This window comes from Pseudomonas rhizophila (genome assembly GCF_003033885.1).
In the GTDB taxonomy this organism is placed as follows: Bacteria; Pseudomonadota; Gammaproteobacteria; order Pseudomonadales; family Pseudomonadaceae; genus Aquipseudomonas; species Aquipseudomonas rhizophila.
The window spans coordinates 4,564,466-4,577,671 of record NZ_CP024081.1 but is presented as its reverse complement, the minus strand read 5'-3'; the positions used below and the strand labels follow the sequence as shown (position 1 = coordinate 4,577,671).

The window sequence follows — 13,206 nt, the reverse complement described above, 5'->3', positions numbered from 1 at the left end:
GACTACAGTTCCTTGCATGTGCAGGGGATGCCCCGTTAAGCAACGGAATATTGATCATGACCCAAGACTCCTCCGATCCAGCCTTCAAATCCCTCGGTTGCGCCGAATGCCGCAACCATGAGGCGCTGGGGTTCGACTTCACAATGGCCTTTCAACCCATCTTCAATGTACGAACGCGCACCGCGTTCGCTTATGAGGCGTTGGTGCGGGGCGTCAATGGCGAATCGGCAGGCTACATTCTTGGACTGGTCAATGACGGTAACCGCTACCGGTTCGACCAGGCGTGTCGCGTGAAGGCGATCGAGGAAGCCGCCCGGCTGGGCATTCTGGACATTGCCGATTGCCTGCTCAGCATCAATTTCCTGCCCAATGCCGTGTACAGGCCCGAGACCTGTATCCGGGCAACCCTGGAAGCCGCACGTAATACAAACTTCCCGCCAAACCGGCTCATGTTCGAAGTAACGGAAGGCGAGAAGGTGGTAGATCCTGAGCACCTCAAGTCGATTTTCGTGGAGTACGAGCGCCAGGGTTTCACCACCGCCATTGACGATTTCGGCTCCGGTTACTCAGGGCTCAATCTGCTGGCCATGTTTCAGCCGCAAGTGCTGAAGATTGATATGGCGTTGACCCGCACGATTGATCAAGACACCGTCAAGCAAGCGATTGTCGAGGGTATCGTCCTGGTCGCCAAACGCCTGGGCATTACCGTCATAGCCGAGGGCATTGAGACGCGAGGGGAAAGCGCCGCGCTTCTGGAGCTGGGTATCGATCTGATGCAGGGATACCTGTTCGCAAGACCTGAGGTCGGTCGCCTCCCGCCTGGCAGTTTTGACTGAGGCGTACGGGCCGTTCAAGGCGTTTTCCAAAGACAGCTTTTTTGTTCGCTGGGTGAGATGGCAGAGGCTTTTCACGATTTTTGTCGGCCGTGGTTGAGCCAGCGGGAAGCGCCCAATATATAAAAGGCTCCTCCCGCGATAATAAAGAGCGCGAGCATGTAGAAAATGCTGTGGGACGGTTGCGTGGCCAGGACCACGCCGCAGAGCAACGGCCCGGCTGCGGCCCCCAGGTTGCCGAGGTTCTGCGCGGCGTAGTACATGCCGCGCAGATGGTTGGGCGCGATGTTGTCGATGAACATGTATTCCGCGGGGAATACGATTATTTCCCCGACAGTGAATATAGCCATGGACATCACCCAGAACATCACCGAGTTGGACAGGGCGAAACCGGCCAGACCCATGAGGAACATTCCCAGCCCGGCCAGCAGCCAAAGATTCAGATGCCGATGGGATATTTTCTTGCCGATGGAATATTGCAAGCTGATCACCATCAGCGCATTGGTCGTGACGATAGCGCTGATGATTCGGTAGGTGTTCTCCGGCGTGGTGGTCACCACCAGATACTGCGAGAGATAGGCGGTGAACTGGCCGAAGACCACGGCGCTGAGCAGGCCGCCAAGGGTGAAACATACCAGCCGGTAGTCGTGAAGCAGAACCTTGCCCACCGCCAGGAAAGGCACAGGCGCCTGGCCTGCGTCGACGGGGGCGGAATGTCTGTCGCCCCAAACGAAGTAAATGAGAAAGAAGCCGGCACCGAGCCCGGCAGACAATAGAAAGGGCAAGCTGATCCCTAGCTTGGCAATTCCCGCCCCGAGAAACGGTCCGACGGCATAGCCGATGTTGGTCAGCGTATATTTGATCGAGAACACTTCGCTGCGTTCGGCGGCGGGGAGCAAGCTGCCAAATCCCGCCTTGACCGCAATATCGATGACGGCATATGCCAGATTGATCAGCACCAGGCAGATGAAAAAAAGCCAGAGTTCGCGGGTCACGACTGCCCCAAGGAACCCCAGGCTGAACAACCCACTGAACCCAAGAATGAGTCGGTAGCTGGAGAGCCTGTCCACCAGGAAACCGCCATAGAGGCTCAATAGCGATCCAATGATCAGTGTGCTGCCGATGACCACTCCGATATCCGCCACACCCATGGCGAAGTTTTCGGACAGATAGATAACCAGATAGGGCAGCGTGATCGCTCGGCCCAACGTCAGTATCGAAGATGCGCAAAGCAGCAAGTTGACGGTCGTGGGGTAGTTTCTAAGGGTAGCGAGCATCCTTGCCTCTTTGTTCAATCGATCATTGCCAGGGGCGCAGCGTGGCGCAATACGCTCGCGGCAAGTTTACTGAGGAATCCAGTTCTGATTTATGATGGATTTTCCATTGCAGGTTGAACTCAATTCATCAATAACAGGACGCCTAATGTTTTCCTCCGAGCGATTGAAGGGGATCGATGTCTTTGTCTGCGTCGCCGAATCCGGCAGCTTCAAGGCCGCCGCAGAGCGGATGAGCCTCACGGGCTCGGCCATCAGCAAAAGCGTCGCCCGTCTGGAGAGCCGCCTTGGCGCTCGATTGTTCGATCGCACCACCCGGCGGGTATCGCTGACGGACGCTGGGACGGCGTTCTATCGCACCTGCACGGGGGTGCTTGCAGACCTTGAAGAGGCCGAGCTGTCGCTGCGTGCTGAAGACGCCGAGCCACAGGGTAGGGTCCGGCTTGACCTTCCGGCAGCCTTTGGTCGTTCGCAAGTGATGCCCATCATCTTGCGGTGTATCCAGGACTATCCGCGGCTGGTGCCGCACATCTCGTTCACGGATCGTTTCATCGACCCTCTCCAGGAAGGCGTGGATATCGTCGTCACCATTGGCGGCTCACAGGTTTGGCCAGACGCGCTGGGGCATCGTTACCTGGGTCGTGAGTGGCATGTCTTCTGTGCTTCACCCGTGTACTTGGCCAAGCATGGCATCCCCATGACCGATCGCGATCTGGAACATCACCAGTGCATCGCCTACGGCTGGCCGGACGGCAAGCTCAGTCCGTGGAATTTTGCCGGTGAGCGTCCCGGCGAGACGGTAAGAAAGCAGGTGTCGCCAGCGTTGGTCGTGGGGGACGGTGAAGGGCTGGTTGCTGCGGTATCGGCCGGGTGCGGGATTGCACAGTTACCTTCATGGTTGATCCAGCGGCAGCTTGAGGAGGGCACGTTGATTGAGGTGCTTGCCCATCTGGCAACCGACGGAATGGTGATCAACCTTGCCTGGCAGAAAAGCCGTGAGAAGCTTCCCAAGGTCAGTGCCTTGCTGGAAGCACTTGCGGCCAATTTGTGTCAGCCGGTAGAAGGCAATCCTCGCAAAGCCGTGGACGTCTAACCCAGCGGATCATGGCAGCAGACACACAGCTTGTTGCCGTCGAGGTCTCGAAAATAGGCGCCGTAATAGTCGGGGTGGTAATGGGGCCTCAATCCAGGCGCTCCCTCACACGTTCCTCCCAGGGCCAGCGCCATTGCGTGGCTGCGTGCGACAAGCTCCCGGCTGGGTGCCAGCAGCGCCACCATCTGACCGTTACCGGGCGCGCTTGGGTTGCCGTCAAATGGTTTTCCAATCACGAAGATCGGCCGAGGCGAGCCCTCGCAAACCCAACCGGCCCAGCCTTTAGTGGCGTCGCAGAACTTCAACGTAAGGCCCAGCCCGGCCATTATCTTTGAATGGAAAGCGAACGCGCGGTCGAAATCGCCTATGCCTAGGAAAACGTGAGAGATCATGCTGGCTATCCTTGCGGTCAGGGAATCGAATGAGTCTGGCGCGAAACGATGATCAGTGAAAGATGCATCACCGGGTGCGCCTGGCGATGTTCTCCTCGTGTCGGGCGCGGTCGGTCGATTCACTGGATGTCAGGATGATACGAACGGCCACAACCACGCCGACAAGAACACCGGCTAGCCCTGAGGTTTCCCAAAGTGTGGGCAGCCGCTGATGAAACATCAGGCCCAGTATCGTCGCGAAGAGCGACTCCAGGGATATCAGTTGCCCGCTAAGCACCATGGGCAGGCGACGGGACGCGGCATTCCACGCCCAGGCCCCGACGACCGATGACATCAGCGCGATAAAGAGCCCCCAGGCATACAACGGCCCAGCCACGGAAACACTGAAGCCCAGACTTGGCAGTTTCAGAAGATCAAGCACCAGTACGGCGGGTAAGGCGATCAAGGTGCCCAGCCCGGCGCCTGCCATCATCAAGCCGGTCCAGGCCCCTGATGCGTTGACGGCAAGTTTTTCCAGGCCCCTTTGATTCAACGCGGCGAATACGAGCCAGAGGATCACTGCGCTGATTGAAAAGAACAGCCCCTTGCGCCAGGCACTGTCGCCAGTTGGGAGGTGATTGAGACTGCCGACGTTCAACAGCAACAGCCCGCCTGTCATCAACGCCAGTGGTATCACGAGCTTGCGCCATTCGAGGGTTCTGCTCGTGGCGTTGCCGAGCACGGCCTGCAGAAGCGGCACCATGCCAATAAGTGCAGGGGTCAGTACCGGCCCTCCGTAAATCACTCCGGCGGCAATGCAAGTGCTATAGCCGAGGTACCCGATAATTCCCAGGCTTGCGCCAAGAAGCTGCTGTTCGCGGCTCAGGCGTCGAAGTCGAGCTCGATAGAACACCATGACGCCCATACCCAGCGTCCCGGCGATCAGAAACCGAACGATCATCAAGTCGTAGATCGAATAGGCACCGGTGACGTAGGGCGCTACGAAATTCAAGGCCCAACTCAGAGTGGCGACGACGGCGAGGGCCACGCCTGCGGTGGTGTTTGAGTCATTCCTGAGCATCGGTCTATCCATGAGATATTCAGCTCATGTTGCGCAGCGTCAGGGCTATGCTACAAACGAGTTCTCGGCCACGGATGCATTACCGGTGATTATGAATACGCTTGGAAAGTCTTTACCGCCGCTCGCCAGTTTATTGCCTTTTGAAGCGGCGGCGCGGCTGGAGAGTTTTTCGAAGGCCGCCGAGGAGCTGCACATTACCCAAGCGGCGATCAGTCGGCAGATACGGGGACTTGAAGAGAATCTTGGGCTAAAGCTCTTCAGTCGGCGCAACCGCGCAGTGTTTCTCACCCAGGAAGGACGCGAGCTAGGGCGTGTGGTGAGCAGCGCCTTGCGCAGTATCAGCGATGTCGCCGAGACCCTTCGCCAGGCGCCTGGCAAGAACCGTGTCGTTCTGCTGTGCCAATTGTGCGAGGCGTTCTACTGGCTGATGCCGCGCCTTTCGTCATTCCACCAGCAATACCCGGAGATCGAAATCCAGGTGGCCACTTCAACCCGGCCACTGACTGAATTCAATGAGCATTTTGACGTGGCCTTACAGAGCACCGGTCGCCCCAGTGGTGCGCATGTTCTGGTCTTTACCGCTAGCGATGAGGTGTTTCCGGTGTGCAGTCCGCAATACCTCAATGTCCAAGCGCCCATGCAGGTCAGTGAGCTTGCTCGCCACACGCTTTTGCACTATCGCACTACGCCGCCTCACTGGATGCAGTGGGAGGGTTGGCTGAAAGCGTTTGGACAGATACCGGCTGTTGATCTTCAAGGCACAGTATTTGACAGCTACCCCTTGATGCTTCAGGCGGCGGTGGAGGGGCACGGAATTGCACTGGGATGGCGCCGCACCGCCGCAAGGCTGATTGAACGCGGAGCTTTGGTGAGGCCTTGCGCGCAAAGTGTTCCGTTGCCTGAGGCGATTTCTGTTTTCAGAAGTTCGCACGCAGCAGATCGCGCTGAAGTGAGCGCACTGATCGAGTGGCTTGAGGAGGAGTTGGCAAGTGAAGGCTGACGGCTGTCACCCTGGCGGATTTGCGTGAATCCACTAGAACCTGGCTTGCTTGCACAGGTCATCTGAAAGGAATCAGGTGTGGATTAGTATTTATGCAAAGTGTCCGTGTTTACACAGTGGGTCATTCGACCCGAACCCTCGAACAGTTCGTGGAGATCGTCAGCGGTTTTGGTGTCGATACCATTGTCGATATCAGGACCGTCCCGCGATCACGGAGAAATCCTCAATACAATCTGGATACGCTTGCACACCGATTGGCCGAATTCGATATCGGGCATCAACAGATTCCGGAGCTTGGCGGATTACGAAAAAAATCAAAGACCGTTGCCGATGAGGTCAACGCATTCTGGGTCAATCGAAGTTTCCATAACTACGCGGACTACGCCCTTTCGCAAGAATTTGAGGTCGGTCTGAATCGCCTCCTCGCGCTCAGCAAGACTCACCACTGCGCCATCATGTGTGCGGAGGCTGTTTGGTGGCGTTGCCATCGCAGGATCGTCGCCGACTATCTGTTGCTTCGCGGTGTAGAAGTCATCCATATCATGGACAAAGATAAAGCCAATACAGCGGTGTTGAGTCCGGCTGCGAAGGTTCACGGGCTGAAATTGACTTATCCCGCTGGAGAGTGAACAGGGCTACTGAGCTGTGTCGGCCACTGGCTGCCGAGTTTCGGTGCGCACCACCATCCAGATGCCGATCCCGGACACCGCCATGCCCGACACCATTTGCCAGGAAAGAGGTTCGTTGAACATCGCCCAGGCCCACAGCATCGTAACGGGGGGGCTGAGGTACAGGACGCTGGCGACCCGGGTGGCTGACGCGCGGCGCAGACACAGCCAGTAGAGCCCATATCCGCCAATCGTAGACAAGCCCGCGGTCCACAGGACACTCAAGATAAAACCTGTGCTGGGTATCGGTGCGAGGCTGCCCTGTAAGCCCTCGACCAAAGCGAAGGCAAAGCCCGAAACACAGCATTGCAGCCATAGGTTGGGGAGTAGGCCCAAGGACTGCGATGGCGGGAGGTGCTTTTGCCACAATGTCGCGACGGCGAGTGAAAGCATGCCAAGCAGCGGCAGCGCATAAGCCCATAAGGGCGCATCGCCCCAGGCCAGCGCGCCATGTGTCACCAGCGCGGCCCCGACCAGACCGATGACCAGGCCGGCCCAAACCGGCCAGGCCAGTCGCTGTCCCAGGACGCCCGCGGCCAATAAAGCCAGGCCCATGGGCAGAAGGTCGGCGAACAGGGCAGCGAGCCCGGCCGGTACGCCCAAGGCAATGCCTTGGGTAATACCCGCCAGATACCCCGCCATGGCCAGCAAACCGATGCCGGCGTTTTTCAGCAGCACGGCAGCCGAGGTTCGCCTCAAGTTCCTGGCGACAAACGGGAACAGAACGAGCGTGACCAGCACGCAGCGCCAGAACACGACCAGTAACGGCGGCGCGTAATCAAGCGAGAAGCGCGCGCCGATGAAGCCTGAACTCCAGCTCAACACCAGCGCCGCCTCGAGTAAGAACAGAGGTATCGCCTGGTGCCATTGAGGTTTGGAGAGAGCAGGGCATGAGATCGATCGGTATGCATTCATGCCCACAGGCTACGAAAGCAGGCTAATCTAATAAATCAAAATATAGTGCAGCAGTCATTCACAAAGGTTGAATTATGCCGGCCATACTCGATATCGAACTGATACGGACTTTTCATGCGGTGGCGCGCATCGGCAAATTCAGTGCGGCGGCGGAGCAACTGCACAAAAGCCCGGCAGCGGTGAGCGTGCACATCCAGCGGCTGGAAGCGGTCGCCGGTGGACGATTGCTCAACCGTGACAATCAGGCGGTTTCCCTGACCGCACTGGGCAAGCGTTTGCTCCTGTCTACCACCGAGTTGCTCAGTACCCACGACCGGGTCTTGGCCGACCTGCATGGCACCCGTCTGGCGGGGCGTATCACCTTGGGCGTGCCGGATGAATATGCGGACCATGTCATCCGCGACATCCTTCCGACATTCGCAGCCGCCTGGCCGAACGTGGTACTGGAGCTCAGGACGGCGCCAAGCTACGCGCTACGTGATCAGGTTCAACGTGAAAAACTCCAGGCTGCGGTGATTGCCCGGCCGAAGGAGCTGCCGGACACAGAGTCGCTGCGGTTAACCTCCACGACGCCTGTTTGGGTCGGCCCGATCAATAGCGTGATTGCCTCGACGCAGCCGCTGCCACTGGCCGTGCATGCGGCGCAGTGCCCTTATCGACAAGCCATGGTGGAAGCGCTGAAGCAATGCGCTCGCAAGTCGCGCATTGTCCTGGAAAGCCCCTCCACCCAGGCCGTCAAGGCGTGTGTGGAGGCCGGCTTGGCGATCAGTCTGATAGACCGGGCCCGGGTGACGGACAAGATGCAGATCCTCGATGATCTGCCCCGGGTGCCGGAGCACGAGGTGGTGTTCATTCGAGCGCAGGCGTCCCATGCCGATGAGGCGGTGAACCTGCTCTCCCGGGCCATGCAGCAATATTTTCGGCTTTGATGAAAGGGGCGGGGGCAACCCCGCCCACCAGGTTTATTTTTTACTGCCCGACAACGGCGGCGTCCGCGGCGGGATCACCCGTTTGGAGCCCAGCGACTCAAACGCCGAAGCCAGGCGCAACAGGGTCGAATCGTCATAGGCACGTCCGGCAAACGTCAGCCCTACAGGCATGCCAATGTCCGCCATCACGCCCATCGGCACAGTAACGGTGGGCACGCCCAGGTGCCGGATGGCCAGGTTGCCATTGGCGACCCAGACCCCGTTGCTCCAGGCGATATCGGCGGACGCCGGGTTGATATCTGCATCTGCGGGGCCAACGTCGGCGACTGTCGGGAATATCACCGCATCGAGCCCAAGCCGGTCCATCCAGTCTTCAAGATCGATTCGACGTGTCTGTTCAAGGCCCCGCAGTCCGTCCGCCAGGGTGGGGATCTGGTCCCACGGCGTAATGCCGCGCTCGGCCATCCTGACGTATTCATCCATGCCAGCGGCCAGGTCGTCCTCACGGTTGGGCAGGGTGCCCGGGTCATGGGGGAATATCAGCGGTCCGTCAACATCGGCCAGGCGATTGAGTTTCGGATCACCGTTGGCCCGCAGAAAGTCATCGAACGCCCAGGCCGACAGGTCCCACAACTCATGGTGCAGGAACTCCTTGGACACCAGGCCCCGAGTGAATACGGTCGGCGCGCCCGGACGATCACCTTCGCAGTTGGACACCAGCGGGAAATCGACCTCAATCACTTGCGCGCCACAGGCTTGGAGCGCCTTGCGGGCGTCTTCCCACAGGGCCATGACCGAGGCACGGGTGTTGATTCGCTGCCCCGTCGGCCCGCCAATGCCGGGAGCCTCAGCCGTGCCCGCTTCGGGATCGGCGTTGATGTACATGCGCGGAACCCCGAAGCGGACCCCAGCGAGTGCTTCCTTATGGGCGGCAAGGCCCGGGTATGAGGCGGGGCGAACCGAGTCGACAGGCGGGAGGGGCACCCAGGGTTGCATGCGCCACAGATCGCCCCGGGTATCAGGATCGTCCGCCACCACGACGTCGAGCACTTCGAGAAGATCCGCCATCGTCCTGGCATAGGGCACGACGACGTCCATTGTTGGCGTCAACGGCCAGTTCCCGCGTACCGAAATCACCCCGCGCGAAGGTGTATAGGCACACAATCCGTTGTTCGAGGCCGGGCCCCGGCCGCTCGACCAGGTTTCTTCGGCAAGGCCGAATGCGGCGAAACTGGCTGCCGTTGCAGTGCCTGCACCGTTCGAGGAGCCCGATGCGAAAGGGGCGGTGAGGTAGTCCGCGTTATAGGGGCTTTCAGCCCGGCCATAGACACCGCGCTGCATGCCGCCATTGGCCATGGGCGGCATGTTGGTCTTGCCCAGGCAGATCGCCCCGGCGGCGCGAAGCCGTTCGATGGTGAACGCATCGCGATAAGCGATCAGGTTCGCGAACGCCGGACTGCCAGAAGCCGCCGTGAGCCCCTTCACCAGATAACTGTCCTTGGCGGTATAGGGAATGCCATCGAGCGGACCGAGGGTTTGTCCCTTGGCCCGACGGGCATCGGACGCCTGTGCTTCTTCCAGGGCATCGGGGTTTCGCACGACCACAGCGTTGAGGGCGGTGGACGTGTCGGCGCCGTCATAGGCATCGATCCTGGCAAGGTAGGCCTGGACGAGTTCGACCGCGGTCGTCTGACCGGACTGGAGCGCTGCGCGCAGTTGTGCGATGGAGACTTCGGTAATTTCGATCATGCTGTTACCGTTGCGGCTGACTGGGGGTGTGACGCGCGGGGCCATTCAAACTGGGTCTTGGGCACTTCAGACATCTCAAAGTGGGTTCTCATGTTGGTTGCATGCACTTTACTACGGGATAACCGCCAGAGGGCCTAATTAGAAAACCGCCCACACTCGGGCAGTACCTTTTGTATAGAATACGGCCCAAGGGTGTCACCGCAAAACGCGGCAGGGCAGGTTTAATCAAGCGCAGGTCGGGCCGCCAGCGCGGAGTCGCTGTGCCTATGAGCCCGGAACCGTTGCGCCTGAATAATAAAAGTGAGTCACCTTCCGCCATGGCTTTCCTCTCCCGTTTTTTCGCCGCTGAATCCGCTGGCGGCCTGATCCTGATGGCTTCCGCCCTGGCCGCGCTGATCGTAGCCAATTCGCCCTGGTCAGAAGTGTACTTCTCCACGCTGCACATCAAAGCCCTGGGGCTTTCGGTGGGGCACTGGATCAATGATGGCCTGATGGCTCTGTTCTTTTTACTGGTCGGCCTTGAGATCAAGCGTGAAATGCTTGAAGGCCAGTTGTCGAGTTGGGGCCAACGAGCCCTTCCGGGATTTGCGGCGCTGGGCGGTATGCTGCTGCCGGGCTTGATCTACGTGGCGATCAACTGGGGTAATGCACAGACTTTGAGCGGCTGGGCGATTCCCACCGCAACTGACATCGCGTTTGCTTTGGGGGTGTTGTCGCTGCTGGGCAAGCGTGTGCCCATTTCCTTGAAAATCTTTCTCTCCGCGCTGGCGATTCTGGATGACCTTGGGGCCGTCCTCATCATCGCGATCTTCTACACCAGCGACTTGTCGACGAACATGCTGCTGGCGTCCCTGGGCGTTACGGCACTGCTGGTGGTACTCAACCGTTGCGGCGTCAAGCGGCTGTTTCCCTATGTGATAGCCGGTGCACTGCTCTGGTACTTCATGCTGCAATCGGGCATCCATGCGACCTTGGCCGGGGTCATTCTTGCCCTCTGTATCCCCCTTGGAGACTCCAACGAAGGCGGGTGGTCGCCACTGCTCTACCTCGAAGAAAAGATGCATCCATGGGTGGCTTTTGCGGTCGTGCCCATCTTCGGCTTCGCCAATGCCGGCGTGTCCCTGGCCGGTATTTCGCCGAATAATCTGCTTGATCCGGTACCGATGGGCGTGGCGATGGGGCTGTTGCTGGGCAAACAGCTTGGGGTGTTCGGGTTGGCGGCGCTGGCCATTCGTTTCGGCTTGGCCAAACTGCCTGAGGGGGCCAGATGGTCGCAGATGTACGGCGTGGCGCTGTTGTGCGGGATCGGATTCACCATGAGCCTGTTCATCGGTGCGCTGGCATTTCCCAATGCGCCGCATCTGGTCGATGAGGTCAAAGTCGGTGTGCTGCTGGGCTCGACCCTGTCGGCCATCATCGGCGTCATGTTGCTGATGAAAGTAGGTCCCAAGAAAAACTGATGTGAGACGCGGCAGGGGCATTGTCCATGCCGCGTTATCCAGTTCATCTCGCCTGGGTTAACCACAGTATTTCTCGTTCGCAGCGATGCTGTGGTCATGGCGAGGCGGTTGGCGTCATCCCTACGCTTTCTTTCGGGAACCAGGCCTGGGTCCGGTTGGCAAAAGCCACCAGCGACAGCATCACCGGCACTTCCACCAGCACCCCGACCACGGTGACCAGGGCCGCCCCGGAGTTAAGGCCGAACAAACCAATTGCCACCGCCACCGCCAGCTCGAAGAAATTCGAGGTGCCGATCAGGGCGCAGGGTGCCGCCACGTTAAAGGGTACTTTCCATAGCTGCGCCGCCGCGTAAGCAATGGCAAAAATGCCGTAGGACTGGATCAGCAAGGGCACGGCAATCAAAGCAATCAGCAGTGGTTTATCCAGAATGATTTGCCCCTGAAACCCGAAAAGCAGCACCACGGTGCCGAGCAGGCCGAGTATCGACAGGGGTTTGACCCGAGCGTTGAAGCGCGTGACCGCATACTCGGCCTCGCCGGCGTTTTGCGCCGAGGCACTGAGCTTCAGCCGGGTGAGTACCCCGGCAATCAGCGGGATCAACACATACAGCCCGACCGAAAGGATCAGGGTTGCCCAAGGCACCTCAATGTCAGTCACGCCGAGCAACAGCGCCACCAGCGGCGCGAAGGCGAAGATCATGATCACGTCATTCAGCGCCACCTGCGCCAGGGTGTAGGTGGCGTCGCCGCGTGTCAGCTGCGACCAGACGAACACCATGGCAGTACACGGCGCGGCACCGAGCAGGATCAGACCGGCGATGTACTGGCCGGCATCGCGAGGATCGATCAGGTCGATAAAGAAATAATGAAAGAACAACACCCCCAGCCCGGCCATGGTGAACGGTTTGATCAACCAGTTGACCACCAGGGTGATGATCAGCCCCTTGGGCCGTTCGTGAATGCGCTTGAGGCTGGAGAAGTCCACCGACACCATCATCGGATAGACCATCAGCCAGATCAGTACCGCGACAATGAAATTGACCGAGCCGTATTCATAATCGGCCATGGTCTGGAACAGCCGTGGGAACAGACTGCCCAGACCAATGCCGGCGGCGATACAGAGGGCGACCCACACTGACAGGTAGCGTTCGAAAAAGCCGATGGGCTGGCGGGTGCTCATACTCAAACCTCTTCTTTGTAGGTCTGCGCGCACAGGTTCCGGATGCAGAGCGTATATGGAAAAAAACATATATTTCTGAACTGAGCGCGCTCCTGTTCAGAGAATACCCCCAAAAGGATTCTATCTCGTTCTGATTGTAGACGTTGCGTGGCAGGGAAAATAAACGGCGGGGGCTTTACCTTATATTCGGATAATCATATATTCGGCTTTCCGTATATTGGATGAGGCTTCATCATGACTGGAAAAGCCCGCGTTCTCTTCGTCTGCACCGCCAACGCTGCTCGTTCCCAGTTAGCCCAAGCGCTGCTCAGGCACACGGATTCGGAACATTTCGAGGCGTTCAGCGCCGGCACGGTTCCGACCGCGGTCGACCCGCGCACCTTCGAGGTCTTGTCGCACCTTGGAATCAGTACTGACGGGTTACGCAGCAAGTCGATTGATGAGTTTCAGGGAGAGCGTTTCGATTACGTGATTACCCTGTGCGATAAAGCAACTGCGCAGTGCCAGTCGCTCCCCGATGCTGGCGAGGCCTTGACCTGGAGCTTTGAAGATCCGGTCACCAGCACCAAGCCCGACGCGTTCCGTCACACGCTTCACGAAATTCATGAGCGCATCAAGATGTTTGTCTTGGTGAAAACCAAACACTGAGAACT

13 protein-coding genes are annotated in these 13,206 nt (G+C 58.9%); 7 read left to right on the top strand and 6 right to left on the bottom strand.

Annotation, left to right across the window (positions count from 1 at the left end):
- Positions 1 to 56 precede the first annotated feature (56 nt).
- The gene (locus tag CRX69_RS21320; protein ID WP_047225635.1) at positions 57 to 836 is read left to right on the top strand and encodes an EAL domain-containing protein; all 780 of its coding nucleotides are present in this window, start codon (positions 57 to 59) and stop codon (positions 834 to 836) included.
- A gap of 71 nt (positions 837 to 907) precedes the next feature.
- Here the strand turns inward: CRX69_RS21320 and CRX69_RS21315 are convergent, their stop codons facing one another.
- A complete protein-coding gene (locus CRX69_RS21315; RefSeq protein ID WP_107322800.1) occupies positions 908 to 2,110 on the bottom strand; it encodes an MFS transporter in 1,203 nt (400 codons plus the stop codon).
- A gap of 145 nt (positions 2,111 to 2,255) precedes the next feature.
- Here CRX69_RS21315 and CRX69_RS21310 point away from each other — a divergent pair, with 145 nt between their 5' ends.
- Positions 2,256 to 3,200, top strand: coding sequence for a LysR family transcriptional regulator (locus CRX69_RS21310; protein WP_107322799.1), 945 nt, complete (start codon positions 2,256 to 2,258; stop codon positions 3,198 to 3,200).
- Here the strand turns inward: CRX69_RS21310 and CRX69_RS21305 are convergent.
- Both CRX69_RS21305 and CRX69_RS21300 read right to left on the bottom strand, forming a co-directional pair.
- Positions 3,197 to 3,592: a VOC family protein gene (locus CRX69_RS21305; protein WP_076384292.1), complete on the bottom strand. Its 396-nt coding sequence runs from the start codon at positions 3,590 to 3,592 to the stop codon at positions 3,197 to 3,199. The genes CRX69_RS21310 and CRX69_RS21305 overlap by 4 nt on opposite strands.
- A 67-nt stretch (positions 3,593 to 3,659) precedes the next feature.
- Positions 3,660 to 4,652: a DMT family transporter gene (locus tag CRX69_RS21300; protein ID WP_047225638.1), complete on the bottom strand. Its 993-nt coding sequence runs from the start codon at positions 4,650 to 4,652 to the stop codon at positions 3,660 to 3,662.
- 91 nt (positions 4,653 to 4,743) lie between these two features.
- Between CRX69_RS21300 and CRX69_RS21295 the strand changes: the two genes are divergently transcribed.
- Both CRX69_RS21295 and CRX69_RS21290 read left to right on the top strand, forming a co-directional pair.
- Complete coding sequence (locus CRX69_RS21295) at positions 4,744 to 5,652, top strand: LysR substrate-binding domain-containing protein (RefSeq protein ID WP_107322798.1); 909 nt, start codon at positions 4,744 to 4,746, stop codon at positions 5,650 to 5,652.
- A gap of 92 nt (positions 5,653 to 5,744) precedes the next feature.
- The gene (locus CRX69_RS21290) at positions 5,745 to 6,281 is read left to right on the top strand and encodes a DUF488 domain-containing protein (RefSeq protein ID WP_107322797.1); all 537 of its coding nucleotides are present in this window, start codon (positions 5,745 to 5,747) and stop codon (positions 6,279 to 6,281) included.
- 6 nt (positions 6,282 to 6,287) lie between these two features.
- Here the strand turns inward: CRX69_RS21290 and CRX69_RS21285 are convergent, their stop codons facing one another.
- Complete coding sequence (locus CRX69_RS21285) at positions 6,288 to 7,235, bottom strand: DMT family transporter (protein WP_107322796.1); 948 nt, start codon at positions 7,233 to 7,235, stop codon at positions 6,288 to 6,290.
- A 74-nt stretch (positions 7,236 to 7,309) separates the two neighbouring features.
- Between CRX69_RS21285 and CRX69_RS21280 the strand changes: the two genes are divergently transcribed.
- The gene (locus CRX69_RS21280; protein WP_107322795.1) at positions 7,310 to 8,164 is read left to right on the top strand and encodes a LysR family transcriptional regulator; all 855 of its coding nucleotides are present in this window, start codon (positions 7,310 to 7,312) and stop codon (positions 8,162 to 8,164) included.
- Between the two features lie 33 nt (positions 8,165 to 8,197).
- Here CRX69_RS21280 and CRX69_RS21275 read toward each other — a convergent pair whose 3' ends face one another.
- A complete protein-coding gene (locus CRX69_RS21275; protein WP_107323295.1) occupies positions 8,198 to 9,913 on the bottom strand; it encodes an amidase in 1,716 nt (571 codons plus the stop codon).
- A gap of 266 nt (positions 9,914 to 10,179) precedes the next feature.
- Between CRX69_RS21275 and nhaA the strand changes: the two genes are divergently transcribed.
- Complete coding sequence (gene nhaA / locus CRX69_RS21270; protein WP_047225643.1) at positions 10,180 to 11,373, top strand: Na+/H+ antiporter NhaA; 1,194 nt, start codon at positions 10,180 to 10,182, stop codon at positions 11,371 to 11,373.
- A gap of 94 nt (positions 11,374 to 11,467) precedes the next feature.
- Here nhaA and arsB read toward each other — a convergent pair whose 3' ends face one another.
- Entirely contained in the window at positions 11,468 to 12,553 is a 1,086-nt protein-coding gene (arsB, locus tag CRX69_RS21265) for an ACR3 family arsenite efflux transporter (protein ID WP_107322794.1), read from the bottom strand.
- A 234-nt stretch (positions 12,554 to 12,787) separates the two neighbouring features.
- Between arsB and CRX69_RS21260 the strand changes: the two genes are divergently transcribed.
- Positions 12,788 to 13,201 carry an arsenate reductase ArsC gene (locus CRX69_RS21260; protein ID WP_047225645.1) on the top strand — a complete coding sequence of 138 codons (414 nt, stop codon included), beginning with the start codon at positions 12,788 to 12,790 and terminating at the stop codon, positions 13,199 to 13,201.
- The last annotated feature ends 5 nt before the right edge of the window (positions 13,202 to 13,206 follow it).

Excerpts from the sequence above, each read along its gene's own strand:
- CRX69_RS21320 (WP_047225635.1), top strand. The coding sequence starts at position 57 with ATGACCCAAGACTCCTCCGATCCAGCCTTCAAATCCCTCGGTTGCGCC.
- CRX69_RS21315 (WP_107322800.1), bottom strand. The coding sequence starts at position 2,110 with ATGCTCGCTACCCTTAGAAACTACCCCACGACCGTCAACTTGCTGCTT.
- CRX69_RS21310 (WP_107322799.1), top strand. The coding sequence starts at position 2,256 with ATGTTTTCCTCCGAGCGATTGAAGGGGATCGATGTCTTTGTCTGCGTC.
- CRX69_RS21305 (WP_076384292.1), bottom strand. The coding sequence starts at position 3,592 with ATGATCTCTCACGTTTTCCTAGGCATAGGCGATTTCGACCGCGCGTTC.
- CRX69_RS21300 (WP_047225638.1), bottom strand. The coding sequence starts at position 4,652 with ATGCTCAGGAATGACTCAAACACCACCGCAGGCGTGGCCCTCGCCGTC.
- CRX69_RS21295 (WP_107322798.1), top strand. The coding sequence starts at position 4,744 with ATGAATACGCTTGGAAAGTCTTTACCGCCGCTCGCCAGTTTATTGCCT.
- CRX69_RS21290 (WP_107322797.1), top strand. The coding sequence starts at position 5,745 with ATGCAAAGTGTCCGTGTTTACACAGTGGGTCATTCGACCCGAACCCTC.
- CRX69_RS21285 (WP_107322796.1), bottom strand. The coding sequence starts at position 7,235 with ATGAATGCATACCGATCGATCTCATGCCCTGCTCTCTCCAAACCTCAA.
- CRX69_RS21280 (WP_107322795.1), top strand. The coding sequence starts at position 7,310 with ATGCCGGCCATACTCGATATCGAACTGATACGGACTTTTCATGCGGTG.
- CRX69_RS21275 (WP_107323295.1), bottom strand. The coding sequence starts at position 9,913 with ATGATCGAAATTACCGAAGTCTCCATCGCACAACTGCGCGCAGCGCTC.
- nhaA (WP_047225643.1), top strand. The coding sequence starts at position 10,180 with ATGAGCCCGGAACCGTTGCGCCTGAATAATAAAAGTGAGTCACCTTCC.
- arsB (WP_107322794.1), bottom strand. The coding sequence starts at position 12,553 with ATGAGCACCCGCCAGCCCATCGGCTTTTTCGAACGCTACCTGTCAGTG.
- CRX69_RS21260 (WP_047225645.1), top strand. The coding sequence starts at position 12,788 with ATGACTGGAAAAGCCCGCGTTCTCTTCGTCTGCACCGCCAACGCTGCT.